15 protein-coding genes are annotated in these 16,506 nt (G+C 39.0%); 3 read left to right on the top strand and 12 right to left on the bottom strand.

Going from position 1 to position 16,506, the window contains the following annotated elements; genetic code table 11:
- The 11 genes from A6J74_RS20215 to A6J74_RS20160 all read right to left on the bottom strand — a co-directional run bounded on the left by A6J74_RS20215 (nucleotide 1) and on the right by A6J74_RS20160 (nucleotide 13,051).
- Complete coding sequence (locus tag A6J74_RS20215; RefSeq protein WP_000510082.1) at nucleotides 1-1,104, bottom strand: DgaE family pyridoxal phosphate-dependent ammonia lyase; 1,104 nt, start codon at nucleotides 1,102-1,104, stop codon at nucleotides 1-3.
- Nucleotides 1,082-2,182, bottom strand: a complete 1,101-nt coding sequence (locus A6J74_RS20210; RefSeq protein ID WP_000139942.1) for an amidohydrolase/deacetylase family metallohydrolase — start codon at nucleotides 2,180-2,182, stop codon at nucleotides 1,082-1,084. The genes A6J74_RS20215 and A6J74_RS20210 overlap by 23 nt, the downstream gene beginning before the upstream one ends.
- Before the next feature lie 361 nt (nucleotides 2,183-2,543).
- Nucleotides 2,544-3,404 carry a D-Ala-D-Ala carboxypeptidase VanY gene (locus A6J74_RS20200; protein ID WP_000759391.1) on the bottom strand — a complete coding sequence of 287 codons (861 nt, stop codon included), beginning with the start codon at nucleotides 3,402-3,404 and terminating at the stop codon, nucleotides 2,544-2,546.
- Between the two features lie 82 nt (nucleotides 3,405-3,486).
- Nucleotides 3,487-4,593 carry a sensor histidine kinase gene (locus tag A6J74_RS20195; RefSeq protein ID WP_000002591.1) on the bottom strand — a complete coding sequence of 369 codons (1,107 nt, stop codon included), beginning with the start codon at nucleotides 4,591-4,593 and terminating at the stop codon, nucleotides 3,487-3,489.
- Nucleotides 4,586-5,284, bottom strand: coding sequence for a response regulator transcription factor (locus A6J74_RS20190; protein WP_000822496.1), 699 nt, complete (start codon nucleotides 5,282-5,284; stop codon nucleotides 4,586-4,588). The genes A6J74_RS20195 and A6J74_RS20190 overlap by 8 nt, the downstream gene beginning before the upstream one ends.
- Nucleotides 5,285-5,532: 248 nt before the next feature.
- A complete protein-coding gene (gene menC, locus A6J74_RS20185; protein ID WP_000403448.1) occupies nucleotides 5,533-6,639 on the bottom strand; it encodes an o-succinylbenzoate synthase in 1,107 nt (368 codons plus the stop codon).
- Nucleotides 6,640-8,085: an o-succinylbenzoate--CoA ligase gene (locus A6J74_RS20180; protein ID WP_000449538.1), complete on the bottom strand. Its 1,446-nt coding sequence runs from the start codon at nucleotides 8,083-8,085 to the stop codon at nucleotides 6,640-6,642. It abuts the gene before it with no gap.
- A 123-nt stretch (nucleotides 8,086-8,208) separates the two neighbouring features.
- Nucleotides 8,209-9,027 (bottom strand): 1,4-dihydroxy-2-naphthoyl-CoA synthase, encoded by an 819-nt coding sequence (menB, locus tag A6J74_RS20175; RefSeq protein ID WP_000963885.1) that lies wholly within the window; start codon nucleotides 9,025-9,027, stop codon nucleotides 8,209-8,211.
- Nucleotides 9,028-9,096: 69 nt separating this feature from the next.
- Entirely contained in the window at nucleotides 9,097-9,909 is an 813-nt protein-coding gene (gene menH, locus A6J74_RS20170; protein WP_000869223.1) for a 2-succinyl-6-hydroxy-2,4-cyclohexadiene-1-carboxylate synthase, read from the bottom strand.
- Complete coding sequence (gene menD, locus A6J74_RS20165) at nucleotides 9,906-11,660, bottom strand: 2-succinyl-5-enolpyruvyl-6-hydroxy-3-cyclohexene-1-carboxylic-acid synthase (RefSeq protein ID WP_001059229.1); 1,755 nt, start codon at nucleotides 11,658-11,660, stop codon at nucleotides 9,906-9,908. The genes menH and menD overlap by 4 nt, the downstream gene beginning before the upstream one ends.
- Nucleotides 11,657-13,051: an isochorismate synthase gene (locus A6J74_RS20160; RefSeq protein ID WP_000616758.1), complete on the bottom strand. Its 1,395-nt coding sequence runs from the start codon at nucleotides 13,049-13,051 to the stop codon at nucleotides 11,657-11,659. The genes menD and A6J74_RS20160 overlap by 4 nt, the downstream gene beginning before the upstream one ends.
- Before the next feature lie 194 nt (nucleotides 13,052-13,245).
- On the opposite strand from A6J74_RS20160, the gene A6J74_RS20155 reads away from it, so the two are divergent.
- Entirely contained in the window at nucleotides 13,246-14,199 is a 954-nt protein-coding gene (locus A6J74_RS20155; RefSeq protein ID WP_000425759.1) for a 1,4-dihydroxy-2-naphthoate polyprenyltransferase, read from the top strand.
- 109 nt (nucleotides 14,200-14,308) lie between these two features.
- Nucleotides 14,309-15,040 (top strand): yteA family sporulation protein, encoded by a 732-nt coding sequence (locus A6J74_RS20150; RefSeq protein ID WP_000957401.1) that lies wholly within the window; start codon nucleotides 14,309-14,311, stop codon nucleotides 15,038-15,040.
- A 119-nt stretch (nucleotides 15,041-15,159) separates the two neighbouring features.
- On the opposite strand, the gene cspD is transcribed toward A6J74_RS20150, so the two are convergent.
- Nucleotides 15,160-15,360 carry a cold-shock protein CspD gene (gene cspD, locus A6J74_RS20145; protein ID WP_001193053.1) on the bottom strand — a complete coding sequence of 67 codons (201 nt, stop codon included), beginning with the start codon at nucleotides 15,358-15,360 and terminating at the stop codon, nucleotides 15,160-15,162.
- A 326-nt stretch (nucleotides 15,361-15,686) separates the two neighbouring features.
- On the opposite strand from cspD, the gene A6J74_RS20140 reads away from it, so the two are divergent.
- On the top strand, nucleotides 15,687-16,469 hold the full coding sequence (locus A6J74_RS20140; protein WP_000643604.1) for a TIGR00266 family protein: 783 nt from the start codon (nucleotides 15,687-15,689) through the stop codon (nucleotides 16,467-16,469).
- Nucleotides 16,470-16,506: the final 37 nt, after the last annotated feature.

Raw genomic sequence — 16,506 nt, 5'->3', positions numbered from 1 at the left:
TTAGTTTCCCCCTACAATTTCTCTCAATTTTTCTTCAATTACATGTATGTCATCACCTTGAAGTGGACGTGGATCAATATCAAAGAATCCTTGTCTTACTCCGTAATCACGTGTATAAATTGCGATTTCCCCTTCGCGTAATGCTGTCACAACATCTTTTGCTGATTTATTTAATTGTGTCTCGTTAATATGAATACGAGCTCTAAAGATTGCTCTTCCGGCTTCATCTTGAACGATCGTTACATTTACGCCGTTTAATTCTTTTAGTGGCATAAGTACTTGTAACAATTCTTTTTCTTGCTCGCTCTTATCTTCTTTTACCCCGTACTCATCAAGCGCTTGAAGTAAGCCAAATGTTGTTTCTTTCCCAACCTTCATACTTCTTCCGATGCAATGTAATTGCACTTTTAGCCACTCAATATACTTTCTTTTACCGCCCACAATACCAGAAGTAGGCCCTTCAATCGCCTTTGAACCACTATAAATGGCAAGGTCTGAATACTTCACATATTTTTGAATGTCTTCTTCAGCTGCCGCATCGACGATAAGCGGGATGTTATTTCGCTGCGCAACTTCCCATGCTTCTTCAACAGAAATCATATTTTTTTGTACTGCATGATGGGATTTCACATAAAGAATCGCCGCTGTATTTTCACCAATCGCATCTTCAATATGCTCTGCTTTCCCTTCATTTGCATAGCCAACTTCTACAAGTTTACCGCCGCCTAAGTAAATCATCGTTTCAACAGGGGCACCGTATTGAACGTTATGACCCTTTAACATAATCACTTCGTTTTTCGCGATTACTTCTTGATGAAGTCTTTCACTTTTACGGCGATTTCCTTCTGTAACGATACCAGCGATAGAAAGCGCAATTCCACTCGATGCTGAATTCACAACAACTGCTGCCTCTGACTCTAGAATTCTCGCAATATGGTCTCCTGCTTTATCTACTAAATCAGCAATTTCCACATAATTTTGTCCACCATGTTTCATTGCATCCATAACTGTATTTGCCGGAGCGGATACACCTAAAATACTCATTCTACCGCTCGCATTAATCACTCTTTTTAATCCATACTTAGCATTCAATGAATGACCCATTGATTACAACCCCTTTCGTATCAATCCTTCTTTCAGCAATGCGCTGATCCCCTTCTGAATCAATTAACGTAACCTTCTCATCTTTCACCGTAAATAAAGTTAAATTTGCAATATCGCCTTCTTGAATGCGGCCAAGCTCAGGTTTCTTAAGCCACTCTGCTGCATGTTTCGTAACCGCATCAACCACTTCTTCTAGCGGATAACCTAAGTAAAGGAATTTCGAAAGAACGTGAGCCATACTATACACTGGACCGTGTATACGGTTCTTCCGGTAAATATCTGTACTAATTGTATTAAGCGCAATACCGTAACGCTTCGCCGCTTCTGCTACTTTAAAAGAAAAACTAGCATTACCATGACCAACATCTAAATGTACGCCGCGATTCACTGCATCTAGTAACACAGGTAGCGGTTTGCCTTCTTCATCAAATAAATTATTTTCTTTCCCGTTTAAATAATGTGTAATGACATCATCTTTTTCTAAAAGAGGTACAACTTCCTCAATGCGAGGAGGCGCTGAACCGATATGTACCATAATTGGCAATGATGTTTCACGGGATAAATCACGCGCTATATGAAGTGGTTCAATTCCACTATCACAAACGACACTTTTACTCATTCTCGCCTTTAACCCAACGATTACATCTTTATACTTTTCTACTGCTTCTATTACTTTCTCTTTATCTATCCATTCCATATTGGATAATTCATCAATTCGTTTTAAACCGATGCGAGAAATATTTAAAAAGGCAAATAAATTCGTTTTTGCCTGCTCTCTACTTTTTACTAAATCTGCAATGCGATCAGCACCGCAGCTACCTGCATCAACAATTGTCGTTACCCCTTGCTTAACGCCAATTTCGTCCACCTCATCGCCATACGGATCAAACTCTGGAAAAGCATGAACGTGCAAATCAATCCAGCCACTTGATACGTAAGTACCTGAGTAATCAAGAACCTTTCCACCCTCACCAGCACCAGCTTTCGTCACCTGTGCGATTTTATTATTTTCAATTACAATGTCAATCTCTTCCCCGTTCACACGTTTCACATTACGTAGTACGAATCGTTCTGTCATTGTATTTCCACCCTTTTCTATAAGAAGCCATAAGAATGCGCTTACATTAAAATTTCATTTTTCTTTATCTCTTTCACACATTTAGAGTAGCACAAAAAAAGGGAGAAGTAAATATAACGTTATAATGTTTAAAAGTAAATAAAAAGATGCTCCTCAAAATGCTGATAGTACAGGAAATTATATCAACGATTTTTCGAATATATCTATCATAACTTACAATATATCAACGATTTTTCAATTATATCTATCGTAACTCAAAATATATCAACGATTCGACAAGGAATATCGATTTACCGACAAAAAACGCCAATCCCTTTCTTATATACGAAAAGGCTGCTCCAAAACGGAACAACCTCTTTATCTATTCCTGAACCGTCACAATAACCCCATCCATATTGTTCCCCGAAATTTCATACTGCTTATTTACTGGGACATTTACGTTCATATTCTCTGAAACTTTATAATAAGAAACCGTATATTTCTTGCCTTCCACCTCAGTTGAAATTTCTTTTTCCTCTTTTAAGAACTCTAAATATTCCTCTAGCGTAAAATTCTTTTTTTGCATAATTGCGCTATGAGGTAAACCGACGTAACGTATATGCCATGGCTCATATTGAATGCCTGTAATATTACTTTTATTTTTCGGGTAGCGTAATACAAAGCCATGCTTCCATACGTTCTCTTCCACCCACTTACCTTCAGGAGCCCTCTCCATTTTCTTTTGAGTAGACCCAACATCGAGTGATAATCCTAAATTATGCTCACTGTATCCTGCTGGGAGTGCATAATCTGATCCCATTTCTTTATATAATTTACTTTGTTCTTGAAAATCTCGGTACCCGCTACTCATTAGGAAATGCTGTACTCCATCTTTTCCAGCCGCATCGACAACGTTCAAAAACTTTTTTACAACACCCTTTGATAAGCGAAGGTTTCTATCAAATATTACATAACCTCTTACTAATTCACTATTATGATTTACATTTATAATATCAGACCTAATACTATCTTTCTTTACTGGGTAATCTTTATTAACTAATAGTAGATCCCCTTTATAAATTTGTTCTTTTGTAACCTCTACCTTTTCCATACTTGCAGTCTTTACTGCACTATTTTCCCCGCCGATTTTCACATCAATTTCCTTTTGAAATAACGGTGATATATAAACGCCTACACAGATTGTGCATGCTATAAAAAAAGAAATAAATACCCACTTTTTCATTTCTAGTTCCTCCTTAACGTAACTTACGTATAGAATAGAAAAAACTATTAAAATAAAAAGTGGGGTAAAGTTTAAATTTTTATTAAATTGTTACGTTCTCGTCTTTTGGCAATCTCACTTCAAATAGCGTTCTAACTACATTACTTTCAGCAGAAATCGTACCATTATGCTGCTCGACAATATTTTTTGCAATAAATAGTCCAAGGCCTGTCCCGCCACGGTTCTCGGTTCTCGCTTTATCACCTGTATAAAACATATCAAATAGATACGGTAAATCTTCTTCTGGAATGCTATCTCCGTAATTCATAACTTGCACGACAACTTCTCCATTATCGACATACCCATTCATATCAATAAATTGTCCATCATATCCGTATCGAACAGCATTTGTTAACAAGTTTTCAAATACTCTAGCTAACAATTTTCCATCACCGTGCATCGGTAAATGAGCATCAACATGCAATCTAGCTTCTAAATGATGTTTCTCTAATAACGGATATAATTCCTCTTCTAACTGTATAAGCAACTCACTTATATCAATAGGCTTTTTATCCAGCTTTAGCATGCCATAATTCATACGTGTAATTTCAAATAGCTCATCAATTAAACTTTCCAGCCTTTGTGATTTCGTATATGCAATCGTGGAAAAATGTTTAATTTGTTCCTTCGTCAAATTCTCATCTTTAAGAATTAAATCTAAATATCCTAACACGGATGTTAATGGCGTTCTTAAATCATGAGCTAAATTCACAACGAGCTGATCTTTACTACTTTCAGCAAAGTCGCCTCTTTCCACAGCTTCTTTTAACTTTTCACTCGCAACATTTATTTCGCGCGCGATATTTCCAAACTCATCATTTGATGAAACTTGAACTTTATTTGTAAAGTTACCGTTCGCAAGATGATGAATCCCATTAGAAATTTCATCAAAGTATTTTAAATACGGTTTTGTCAAAAAGAAGAAAAAGATAATAGATAACGGAATAAAGAAAATTAAAAAGAAGTTAATGTCCCCAAATTCCCTTACCATTGATCGAAATTGCGCTAAAGGCTCTTCGTAGCGAACCATCTTTTTATAATACAGCTGCAATCCTTTATAAATTATATAAGTTACAGTTGCTGCAAGCACCATACTTAACGCAAATAAGGCAATCATTTTAAAACGAAAGCTTTTCATCATGTTAGCCATTGAAAGTATAACCTACCCCCCACACTGTTTTTATTAACTTATCCTTTCTTTTATCTTCCCCAAGCTTTTTCCGTAACGTACGAATATGTACCATAACTGTATTTCCACCTTCATAATAATCATCTGCCCATACTTGCTGAAAAATATTTTCCACATTGTACACTTTCTTCGGATGACTCGCTAATAAATATAAAATGTCAAATTCTTTCGGTGTTAACTCAATTTGCTCTCCATATACATTTACCGTTCGGCGCTCAGGATCAATAATGACTCCGCCAATCTCTAAAGCAGACTTACTCTCCGCTACTTTCGGTTGATTTAACGTAAAAAACCTACGCAGTTGTGCATTTACACGTGCAACTAGTTCTATTGGTGTGAAAGGCTTTGTCATATAATCATCCGCACCTAGTACAAGACCTGTCACCTTATCGAAGTCAGATGTTTTCGCGCTTAAGAAAATAATCGGCATATGATATTTGGCGCGAATCTGTCTCGTCACTTCATACCCATCCATTTTCGGCATCATAATATCTAAAACGACTAAGTCAATTGACTGCGTTTCAATAATATGAATTGCCTCTTCCCCATCAGCTGCTTTCACAACGTGGTACCCTTCTTTTTCTAAATGTATCTCAATTAAATCAGCAATTTCTGCCTCATCATCAGCTATCAAAATTGAAATGCGCTTCATCTTACTCCCCCTTTATACGCTCGATTTTAAACTAGTCTATCCAATTTGTACAATACAAAAAAGGCTACCCGTTTGAGTAGCCTTAGTAAATGAAATTATATCGACCATAACTTGAATTATATCGGCGATTTTCCAATTATATCGACCGTAACTCGAATTATATCAGCGATTATTGAAATATATCGACTTACCGACAATTAACGACAAAACCCTCTCGCTATTTGCGGACAGCCTAACGAAACTTCCATTTACCGCTCAAACACAATCCGCTGCTTCGTGATTTCATCCAGTCTCCCACGATCTACTTCATACTCAGCTTCAACACTTTGCGGTACAATCACTTTCCCGCCCTTAAGCATCACTTCCGGCGAAATAATATCCTGCTCCCAATGTCGACTAGAAGCGGATATATCACCAGGAATCGTAAAGTTCGGCAATGAAGCAAGCGCAACGTTTTGTGCTCGTGATATCCCCATCTCTACCATACCACCGCACCAAACGGGTATGTTATGCTCCATGCAATAATTATGGATTTGAATAGATTCTGTTAATCCGCCCACTCGCCCTGGTTTAATGTTAACGATGCGGCAACTACCAAGCGTAATCGCAACGCGCGCGTCTTCTAAACTATGGATGCTTTCGTCTAAACAAATCGGCGTTTCAATTTTCTTTTGCAGCTGTGCATGATCAAGAAAATCGTAATCCGCTAGCGGTTGTTCAATCATCAGCAATTGAAATTCATCTAGTCGTTTCAGCCTCTCCGTATCCGCTAATGTATAGGCTGAATTTGCATCAGCCATTAACGGGATATTCGGAAACTCTTTACGAATTTCTTTCAATAATTCGTAATCATGCTCTGGCTTTATTTTCACTTTAAAACGCTCGTATCCTTCTTCCGCGTACTTCTCGATTTGTTTTAGCATAACCGGAATCGTATTGATCCCGATTACAACGCCGACCTCAATTTCAGACTTCGTTCCGCCAAGCAATGTCGCTAGCGGTTTCTTTTGACGCGTCGCATATAAATCCCAAACAGCCCCTTCTATTCCGGCCTTTGCCATTCGGTTTCTCTTTATATGCTGGAACAAACTCGGCACTTCATTCGGATGAGAAATTTCAGTTTCCAATAAATCCGGTATTAAAAAATCCTGAAGTACATGCAGTGCTGTCTTCAGCGTTTCTTCCGTATACCACGGTTCAGAAAAAGCAACGACTTCACCAAAACCAACGTATCCATCTTTATCTTCTAATTCAACGACGATACTCTCACGCCTTTCGTAAGTTCCGTAGCTTGCAGCAAACGGGATTACGAGTGGCATTTCCGTTATATAAAGTGTCACTTTTTTTATCTCCACCTACATCTCCTCCACTAATTGTCTTAACTCTCGTCTTAACAATTTTTTCGAAGCGTTTCGTGGTAATTCCTCTAAGAAACACACTTTCTTCGGCACTTTATATTTCGCTAATTTCTCCTCGCAAAAATGAAGAATTTCTTCTTCTGTTACCTCTCCGCTTTTTACAACAAAAGCAGCTGGCACTTGTCCCCAACTTTCGTCAGCCATACCGACAACACCGCCTTCTGCTACTGCAGGATGAGATAGTAACACTTCTTCAATTTGAGCTGGATATATATTTTCTCCCCCAGAAATAATTAAATCACTGCGGCGGTCTAATACGTATAAAAATCCTTCTTCATCTAAATAACCGAGGTCACCAGTATAAAGCCAGCCATTTTGAATTGTTTCACGCGTCGCATCTTCACGGTTAAAATAGCCACCTGTTACGTTCGGTCCTTTTACAACAATTTCTCCTTCAGCATGTGGAGGCACTACTACGCCGTCTTTTTCAATACGAAGCTGACATTGGAATAGTGGTTTTCCAGCTGATCCTACTTTCGTTAACATGTAATCTGCTGATAACGTACAAATTTGCGAAGACGTTTCTGTCATACCGTACGTTTGATACACAGGAATTCCTTTTTCTACACACGTTTCTAATAACGATTTCGGCGCTGGCCCTCCGCCTAGTAACATGCATCGTAAAGAAGAGGGATATGTCTCTTCTCCAAGTCGCTCTAAAAGATCTGTTAACATTTTAGAAACGACAGAAATAATCGTAACGCCTCTCGTTTGAAGTGCTTCATGAATAAAATTAGCATCATATTTCGGAACGAGTAAAATGCGCATACCGTACATAATATTTTTCATTAACAGAGATAGCCCGCCAACGTGGAACATCGGCATACAAGCTAACCAGCAATCATCATCACGAAGCCCTAAATTAAGCGAAGAACCGACTGCGCTTGCCCAATGATTACCGTACGTTAAAATAACGCCTTTCGGCTTCCCTGTCGTCCCAGACGTATAAATAATTGTCATCGCTTCTTCTAAAGAGAATTCTTCCTGTATAGATGCTTCTGCCTTCGATCCATTCATCACTTCAGCAAATGAATATACAGGAACATCTGTAGTCTCAAAATCTTGATCCGTCACTAAACAAACAACTTCAGCATCATCCATTTGCCAAAGTAGCTCTTCTCTTGAAAGACGCGTATTTAAAAGTACAGCTACTGCACCTACGTAAGATAGGGCGTGAATAACTGTAATCATCTCCATACCATTTTTCATCAGAACAGCCACCTTTTGTCCACGCTTCACTCCAACATGCGTGAGACGTTCACAAACAGATACTACTTTTTCATGCAGCTGCATAAAAGTAACCTTTTCATCCTCTATTTCAATTGCAGTGCGATCTGGTGTTAAAAATGCACGTTGCTTTAACCAATTTGGCATAGTTTCCATCATACATTCTCCTTTCCTGAAAGAAAGAGACTTGATATGACATCAAGTCTCTTAGTTGTTTTGTTTCCGGTTGATTCCATCTAGCTACAGCGGCTAGAACAGTCGGCTCCGCTTTTGGTTTGATCACGGGAAACGAGGGAATTGACCGAAGTCCGGACTGCGTTTTTCTTTGAACGCGTCACGACCTTCTTTTGCTTCGTCAGTTGTGTAGTACAATAACGTTGCATCTCCAGCTAATTGTTGAATACCAGCTAGACCGTCTGTATCTGCGTTGAATGCAGCTTTTAAGAAACGAAGTGCCATTGGGCTGTTTGCTAAAATTTCTTGTGCCCATTGTACTGTTTCTGCTTCAAGCTCTTCTAATGGTACTACTGTGTTTACTAAGCCCATATCAAGCGCTTCCTGTGCGCTGTATTGACGACATAAGTACCAAATTTCGCGAGCTTTCTTGTGGCCTACCATACGAGCTAAGTAACCAGCTCCGTATCCACCGTCAAAGCTTCCTACTTTAGGACCTGTTTGTCCGAATACAGCGTTGTCTGCAGCGATTGTTAAGTCACATACGATATGAAGTACGTGTCCTCCACCGATTGCATAACCTGCTACCATTGCGATAACTGGTTTAGGAATTGCGCGAATTAGACGTTGTAAGTCTAATACATTTAAACGTGGGATTTGGTCGTCACCTACATATCCGCCATGACCGCGAACTTTTTGGTCGCCACCAGAACAGAATGCACGTCCACCTTCACCTGTTAAAATGATAACGCCAACATTTGCATCATCACGAGCTTGTGCAAATGCATCGATTAACTCCATTACCGTTTTAGGACGGAATGCGTTATGTACTTCAGGGCGGTTAATCGAAATCTTTGCGATACCATTGTATGTTGAATAAATAATATCTTCGTAATTGCCTTCTTTTACCCATTCAATAGCCATTACAACTACCTCCTTGTATATTTCTGATCTCCTCTATAAGTGTAACTTCATTCTTAACTGAAAAAAGCATCACTGCATAGTTTTTAGAAATCCCTTTACTATTGTATCAAACTTTTCCGGTTGTTCCACATGAATTGCATGGCCAGCACCATCAATTTTGACAAATTTCGCGTCAGAGACGCATTTTTCGATATTTTTTAATATGCGAAAGAACTTTTCATCATGCTCACCGTTCACTAAAAGAACAGGCATTTTTAAGTTTTGTAGCTCATTCCACCATGAAGGCTGAGCCCCTGTTCCCATGCCTCGCAAGCTATTTGCAAGTCCTTTTGGATTGTTAGCAAGTCGTTCTTTTCGCACTGCTTCTTGTACCTTTTCTGCTAAACGTTTTTGCGTTTCGAACAGCGGAATATTTTCCCACATCGCTACAAAACTTTCGATTCCTTCTCGCTCAATTTTATGAGCAAGTCGCTCATCTTTTTCACGACGTTCTTTTCTAGCCTCTTCACTTTCAAGCCCAGCTGTACAATTTTCTAATAAAAGAGAACGTACATATTCTGGATATAGGCATGCCATCGTAATCGCCAGCCTACCGCCCATTGAATAGCCGAGTATGTGCGCTTTTTCAATATGAAGGTAATCTAGCAGCTCTTTCATTTGTAATACCGCATTTCTAATATCATAATGCGTCACAGCTTCAGGACTTTCCGTTTTTCCGTGCCCAACAATGTCTACTAAAATGACTTGAAATTTCTCGCTCCAAGAAGGAACGAAAGAACGCCACGTTTCCATGCTTCCCGTAAAACCATGAAGAAGTAGAAGTGGTTCACCGCTTCCGACTACTTCATATTCATACGATACACCTTGCAACGTTACTTTCATCGTGATTCACCTTGTAAAGATGTAGTAATTACGTCCATCGTTTTTGCCCATAATGTACGGTGCAATGTTAAGTTCTCATCACGATTCGTACAAATTTCCACAACGTGTAAACCTTCCGCCCTTGTTCCCTTTTGTACCTCTTCTCGGAATTGCTCCCAACCATTTACACGGCTAAATGAACCACCGTACATTTTAACAACGTGTTCATAATCAAGCCCAATCGGTGTTCCAAATAATGATTCAAAATGTTCCTTTTTCTCATACTGTGGTAAGAATGAAAAAATACCCCCGCCATCATTATTTACAACGACAATTGTTATGTTTAATTCATGTAATTTCGCTGCTAACAGTCCATTTAAATCGTGATAAAATGATAAATCACCGATGACTAATACGAGCGGATCGCAAATAATGCTCGCGCCTAAAGCTGTTGAAATGATTCCATCGATACCATTTACACCGCGATTTGCCATCACCTGAATGTTTTTATTTGATGTGAAGAAGAATGAATCTGTATCACGAATTGGCATACTATTACTCGCAAATAACGTTGCCCCATCTGGTAATACGCGTACAATATCCGTAATAACCTTTCCTTCAAATGCCGTTTCATATGTTTCCATTTCACGAAGCGTTTCCTTCGTTATTTCGTTTATATGTTGCCACATTCCGAACCAATCATTCTTTTTCATAGCTGGCATTTTTTCTATTAATGCACTACAAAATGCAATATCATTTGCCTGCACAACTTCTGTCGCAACAAGAGCTGGATCTCTCCATTGTCCGGATTCGTCGACAACGATATGAACGGCTTTCGTCTGTTTTTTAATAAACTGCGTTAATGCTTTCGAAACAGGCATACCACCAAAGCGAATCATAACTTCTGGCTTCCACGTTTCTTTTAACAACTCATTTCGTAAAAATGTATCGTAACAGTCGATTACCATCGTTTTATCGTGATTTCCGCTACGAATGTTAGAAAGTGGATCCGCTAATATTGGATATCCTGTTTTTTCAGCTAATTGTGCTGCAAACGCTGCGATTTCTGAATGACTATCATCTCCACAAATAATAAGCCCCTTTTCCATATGTGAAAGGCGCCCTACAAGAGAATCTACATATTCACTCGGCATCACCGCGTTCCCTTGCTGAACTACTCCTGTATATTCCCCGCGTCCTTTATCCCATAAACTTTCTAATGAAAAGTCCGGGATAAGCGGTTCACGCACTGGAAAATTAAGATGAACAGGTCCTTGCGGTGTTAAAAGTGCGCTTGCTATCATGCGCTGCGTCGTCATGCGAGCATAATGATACATCGCTTCACTCGCTTCTGGAATTGCCATCTCTGTAAATTGCTTCACAAACGTACCGTATAAATTAATTTGATTCATCGCTTGTGGCGCACCGACATCTCTTAATTCATGCGGTCTATCTGCCGTTAAGACGATAAGCGGCACTCGTGAATGAAAAGCTTCACATACAGCTGGGTAATAGTTCGCCGCTGCCGTTCCTGACGTACATAATAATGCAACAGGACGTTTTTTTGCTTTTGCGATACCAAGCGCAAAAAATCCTGCTGATCTTTCATCTACGTGTAAATATGTGTTCATTCCTTCATGTTGTTCCATTAGTAAAGCAATCGGCGTTGACCGTGAGCCTGGACTAATGACAACATCACATACATTTAGACGCGTCAGTTCATCCACGAACGCGCCTAAATAATATGATAATGCTTCTATATGATTGTTCATTTCATTAATTCCTCCAAAGCACCAAGCATCGGTCTAAACTTCAAACTTGTTTCTTCATATTCAAGTTGCGGTACAGAATCAATTACAATCCCACAACCGGCAAATAAGGATGCTTTCTCGCCATTTAATAATCCGCAGCGAAGCGCAACCGCAAATTCACCATTTCCTTCATCATCTATCCACCCAATCGGTGCACCGTACAATCCTCTGTCTAACAATTCCACATCACGAATGAGCTTCATCGCTTCCAAACGAGGTGTCCCGCCAAGAGCTGGTGTTGGATGTAATTCTTCTACCATTGTTAAAAGACTCACATCACCTTTTGCTTCTACAGGCGTATATAAATGAATTAAGTTTTTCGTTGTTAATAAACCCGGACTTTCCGGAATATTAACGACGTTGCAATGCTCATTTAATACACCGCGAATCATGTTCACTACATAACCATGTTCAGCTAAATTCTTTTCATCATGAAGAAGCGCATTACCATTTTGTTTACTTTCTTCTATAGAATGACCATGACCGATTGAACCAGCAAGACACATCGACGTAAACTTCTCATCTTCTTTGCGAATTAATCTCTCTGGCGTCGCTCCTAGGAAACATGCTCCTTTATAATCAAAAGAAAATACGTAACAATCCGGTTGCCCAATGCGAAGCGCTTCTAAAACAAGAGCAGAATCAATAGAATGATTCACCTCTACTTTTAACTCCCTCGCTAATACAACCTTCTGCACGTTACCCTGCTTCATCTCATCTTGCACTTTCTCAATTGCTTTCATCCAGCCTTTCGGATCAACTTCTACTTTAGAAGTAACAATTAATTTCGATCCTTCTAGCGCACATTTACTCTCCCCAAAAATTTTCTCTTCTAAAGAAATCATTTCGTTATAAAGAGTTTCTGCACAATCTGTTTCTGAAACAAATGTATTCATCGTTAACCACGCTTTTTCATTTTTTACAGTTAATAAAAATGCGGGTAGTGAAAATGTTGTATCTTTAAATTCTTTCCATAGGTCTGTTTTCTCTTTTTCTGGATCAAATGAAAACCCACCAAATAAAAGAGGACCTGTTCCAAATTCATATTCATCTCTTTGCACAAATGCATTCTCTTTTACTTTCTCCCACTCATCACGAGCAGTTTGAAAGCGCTTATGAGAAGAATTTGCTATAGTGAAAACAGAGCCAATTCCTGCAAATATTACATGCTGAGCTGGGTCTGCAAAATAACATCTATTTTCGAATGAAGTCCTTTTTCCTGCTGCATAAAACAGAAGTGGATCCACCCAGTCTATTTGTTTGACAAAACTAACTAATGTTTTTTCATTCTTTACACGCTTAATGGCCGCACTAAGAACTTCTTGCAAGCCTTTTTGTTTCGTTTGAATCACAATTGTCTCCCCCCTATGGGCGAAAAATAGTCATAATTACGCTTGATTTTAAGATACACCTCAAACGAAAGACCTGTCAACGTTTAGCATTTCTGAGAAATTCACCTTCTCTTCCTAGAAAATAAACGTTGACACTAAATGATGCTTTTTCTACACTTAATTGTGTACAATATGTGACCTAAGGAGGATTCAACATGGAAATGAACGTCGAAACGAATTCCTCTCCTACGGCGCCAAAGCCAAGTAAACAAACAGGCTGGCGCATTTGGTGGAGTTTACTACGCCCCCATACATTAACAGCAGCTTTCGTTCCTGTTTTCATCGGAACAGCATATGCGATGCAGGTCGGAGGTATAAATCAAATACATCTCCCTCTTTTCCTTATGATGCTTCTTGCTTGTCTTCTCATTCAAGCAGCAACAAACATGTTTAATGAATACTTTGATTATAAAAGAGGACTCGATCACGAAGGTTCAGTCGGTATCGGCGGCGCTATCGTTCGCGATGGCATTCAGCCAAAAACAGTGCTTAACTTAGCATTTGGATTTTTTGGCATCGCAATGCTATTAGGCGTTTATATTTGTATGAATTCTAGCTGGTGGCTTGCTGCAATCGGTCTCGTTTGTATGGCCGTTGCTTACCTTTATACAGGCGGCCCACTTCCAATTGCCTATACACCATTTGGAGAGTTAACAGCCGGATTATTTATGGGTGTCATTATTATCGGGATTTCATTCTTTATTCAAACTGGAACTGTAACATCAGAAGTCATTTTACTATCTATTCCAAGCTCCATTTTAATTGGTGCCATTTTACTAGCTAATAACATCCGTGACTTAGATGGCGATAAAGAAAACGGTCGTAAAACGTTAGCAATTCTCGTTGGACGTGAAAGAGCCGTTGGTGTACTTGCTTCTATGTTCATCGTTTCCTACATTTGGACAATTGCTTTAATTATCGTGGGCATCGTATCACCATGGATGCTGATCGTATTTTTAAGTGCACCGAAAGCATTTAAAGCGACGAAAGGTTTTATCGGCAAAAGCATTCCAATGGAAATGGTACCTGCGATGATTTCAACAGCAAAAACAAATACAATCTTCGGTCTCCTCATGGGAATCGGATTATTACTTGGATATTTCCTTTAAAAGGAGCTGCTAATGCGGCTCCTTTTTCATATACCAATTTCAGCTCATAATTCCTACTCGCAACGCTCATACTATGTAAAGAAACTGAATTGTAGGGAGGTGGATGACAATGTTAACTCCACAACAAGTAAATCAATTTAAATCCGTTTTAGAAAAACAAAAACAAGAACTAGAGCAAACAATACAAACTCATGAAAATGAAAATCGTGCCTCTGAACGCGATTCCGTCGGAGAATTGTCTAGCTATGATAACCATCCAGGTGATATGGCTACAGAGCTATATGAACGTGAAAAAGATTTCGGGCTTATTGAGCTTTGGCATAAACAGCTAGAGGATACGAAACATGCCTTGCAAAAAATAGAAGCAGGTACGTACGGTATTTGTGAAGTGTCTGGCGTGGAAATTCCATTTGAAAGATTAGAAGCAATGCCGACTGCTACAACATGCATACAGCACGCGACAAATAAATTAAATATGGAGACCCGTCCAGTTGAAGAAGAAGTATTGGCTCCTTCTTTCCATAAGCACGATGAAGATCATTCTGTTGAGTACGATACAGAAGATGCGTGGCAAGATGTCGCAAATTATGGAACGTCTGAAACACCGTCTGATTTAGAAAGACAAGATTCAAAAAATTATAATGGTATGTATGTAAATAGTGAAGAGAATGTTGGATATGTAGAGGATTTCGAAAACTTTATCGGTACAGATATGTATGGAAAAAACCCACAAGTTTTCGCCACAGAAGAACATGAAGAGTATGAACAAATGCTTGATGACTTTGAAGAGCGTACCTTCAAAGGCGAATTATCTTCAAATGAATCTAGTTCCAAAGAGTAAAGTGAAACTTTAATTAGTGTGGGGACCATCCCCCACTAATTATTAGCCCACACCCTTCGGACGTTTATGGGATAAAAAAAAGCATTCCGAAATTCGGAATGCTTTTTATCGCTAGCTAATTAGTTTTTTGTAACGTTAGCTGCTTGTGGTCCGCGGTTTCCTTCAACGATTTCGAAAGAAACTTCTTGACCTTCTTCTAAAGTTTTGAAGCCTTCGCCTTGGATAGCTGAGAAATGTACGAATACGTCTTCTCCGCCTTCAACTTCGATGAAGCCAAAACCTTTTTCGCCGTTAAACCATTTAACTTTACCTGTTTGCATGTCATGTACCTCCTAAATAAAAATGAAACTATGAATCCACATGAAAAGGTGGATATAAAGGACATGAATGTATAACAAGCTTACAGCCTTTAATACAACGTGCTTTATTTCCGTACCACATTATGTAGCTCAATAGTGCTTTCACTATATCACGCTATATGAAAAACGTCAAATGAGAACACTTTCATTCCATCATTTTTTTATAATTTTAATATAATGTTGAATTTCCATCTCCTTACTTTATTTGAAAATTAACAAAACTAGAGTATTCTAATACTATTAAATTCTGTACAATATAAATATATATTACATATGAGGTGAAAAAAATGAAGGCACATGAAATCGAATATAAGTTATACGGTGACGATATGCAGTTCGTTGAAATTGAATTAGATCCAGAAGAGAGTGTTATCGCAGAAGCTGGGGCAATGATGATGATGGAAGACTACATCGAAATGGAGACAATTTTCGGTGATGGTTCTGGACCATCTAACGGTCTATTCGGAAAATTAATGGGGGCTGGTAAGCGTCTTGTTACAGGTGAAAGCATGTTTATGACTGTATTTACAAATACAGGTCACGGCAAACGCCACGTCTCATTTGCTGCTCCTTATCCTGGTAAAATTGTTCCTGTTGATTTAACAGAATATCAAGGGAAAATAGTTTGCCAAAAAGATGCGTTTCTTTGTGCTGCAAAAGGTGTTTCTATCGGAATTGAGTTTACTAAAAAAATAGGAACTGGTTTCTTTGGTGGTGAAGGTTTCATCATGCAGAAACTTGAAGGTGATGGTCTAGCTTTCATGCATGCAGGCGGAACTGTATATAAGCGCGAATTAAAACCCGGTGAGAAACTTCGCATTGATACAGGTTGTCTCGTTGCCATGACAAAAGACGTTAACTATGATATTGAATTTGTAGGAAAAGTAAAAACAGCTCTATTTGGCGGTGAAGGTTTATTCTTCGCAACGCTAGAAGGTCCTGGAACGGTTTGGATTCAGTCCTTAACACTTAGCCGCTTAGCAGCACGCCTTACGAGTCCAGCAGCTCAAAGCACCGGTGAAGGCAGTGTTTTAGGTGGACTTGGTCGTTTATTAGATGGAAAAGAGTAAAAGTGCCCTTATGGGGCGCTTTTTATTTAGGTGGACT

It is taken from the genome of Bacillus sp. FDAARGOS_235, assembly GCF_002073415.2.
In the GTDB taxonomy this organism is placed as follows: Bacteria; Bacillota; Bacilli; order Bacillales; family Bacillaceae_G; genus Bacillus_A; species Bacillus_A toyonensis.
This window is presented reverse-complemented; position numbering and strand designations above follow the sequence as displayed.

Coding starts and splice junctions, on each gene's coding strand:
- A6J74_RS20180 (WP_000449538.1), bottom strand. CDS start 8,085: ATGGAAACTATGCCAAATTGGTTAAAGCAACGTGCATTTTTAACACCA.
- A6J74_RS20215 (WP_000510082.1), bottom strand. CDS start 1,104: ATGGGTCATTCATTGAATGCTAAGTATGGATTAAAAAGAGTGATTAAT.
- menD (WP_001059229.1), bottom strand. CDS start 11,660: ATGAACAATCATATAGAAGCATTATCATATTATTTAGGCGCGTTCGTG.
- A6J74_RS20190 (WP_000822496.1), bottom strand. CDS start 5,284: ATGAAGCGCATTTCAATTTTGATAGCTGATGATGAGGCAGAAATTGCT.
- A6J74_RS20195 (WP_000002591.1), bottom strand. CDS start 4,593: ATGGCTAACATGATGAAAAGCTTTCGTTTTAAAATGATTGCCTTATTT.
- A6J74_RS20210 (WP_000139942.1), bottom strand. CDS start 2,182: ATGACAGAACGATTCGTACTACGTAATGTGAAACGTGTGAACGGGGAA.
- cspD (WP_001193053.1), bottom strand. CDS start 15,360: ATGCAAACAGGTAAAGTTAAATGGTTTAACGGCGAAAAAGGTTTTGGC.
- menB (WP_000963885.1), bottom strand. CDS start 9,027: ATGGCTATTGAATGGGTAAAAGAAGGCAATTACGAAGATATTATTTAT.
- A6J74_RS20155 (WP_000425759.1), top strand. CDS start 13,246: ATGGAAATGAACGTCGAAACGAATTCCTCTCCTACGGCGCCAAAGCCA.
- menH (WP_000869223.1), bottom strand. CDS start 9,909: ATGAAAGTAACGTTGCAAGGTGTATCGTATGAATATGAAGTAGTCGGA.
- A6J74_RS20200 (WP_000759391.1), bottom strand. CDS start 3,404: ATGAAAAAGTGGGTATTTATTTCTTTTTTTATAGCATGCACAATCTGT.
- A6J74_RS20140 (WP_000643604.1), top strand. CDS start 15,687: ATGAAGGCACATGAAATCGAATATAAGTTATACGGTGACGATATGCAG.
- A6J74_RS20150 (WP_000957401.1), top strand. CDS start 14,309: ATGTTAACTCCACAACAAGTAAATCAATTTAAATCCGTTTTAGAAAAA.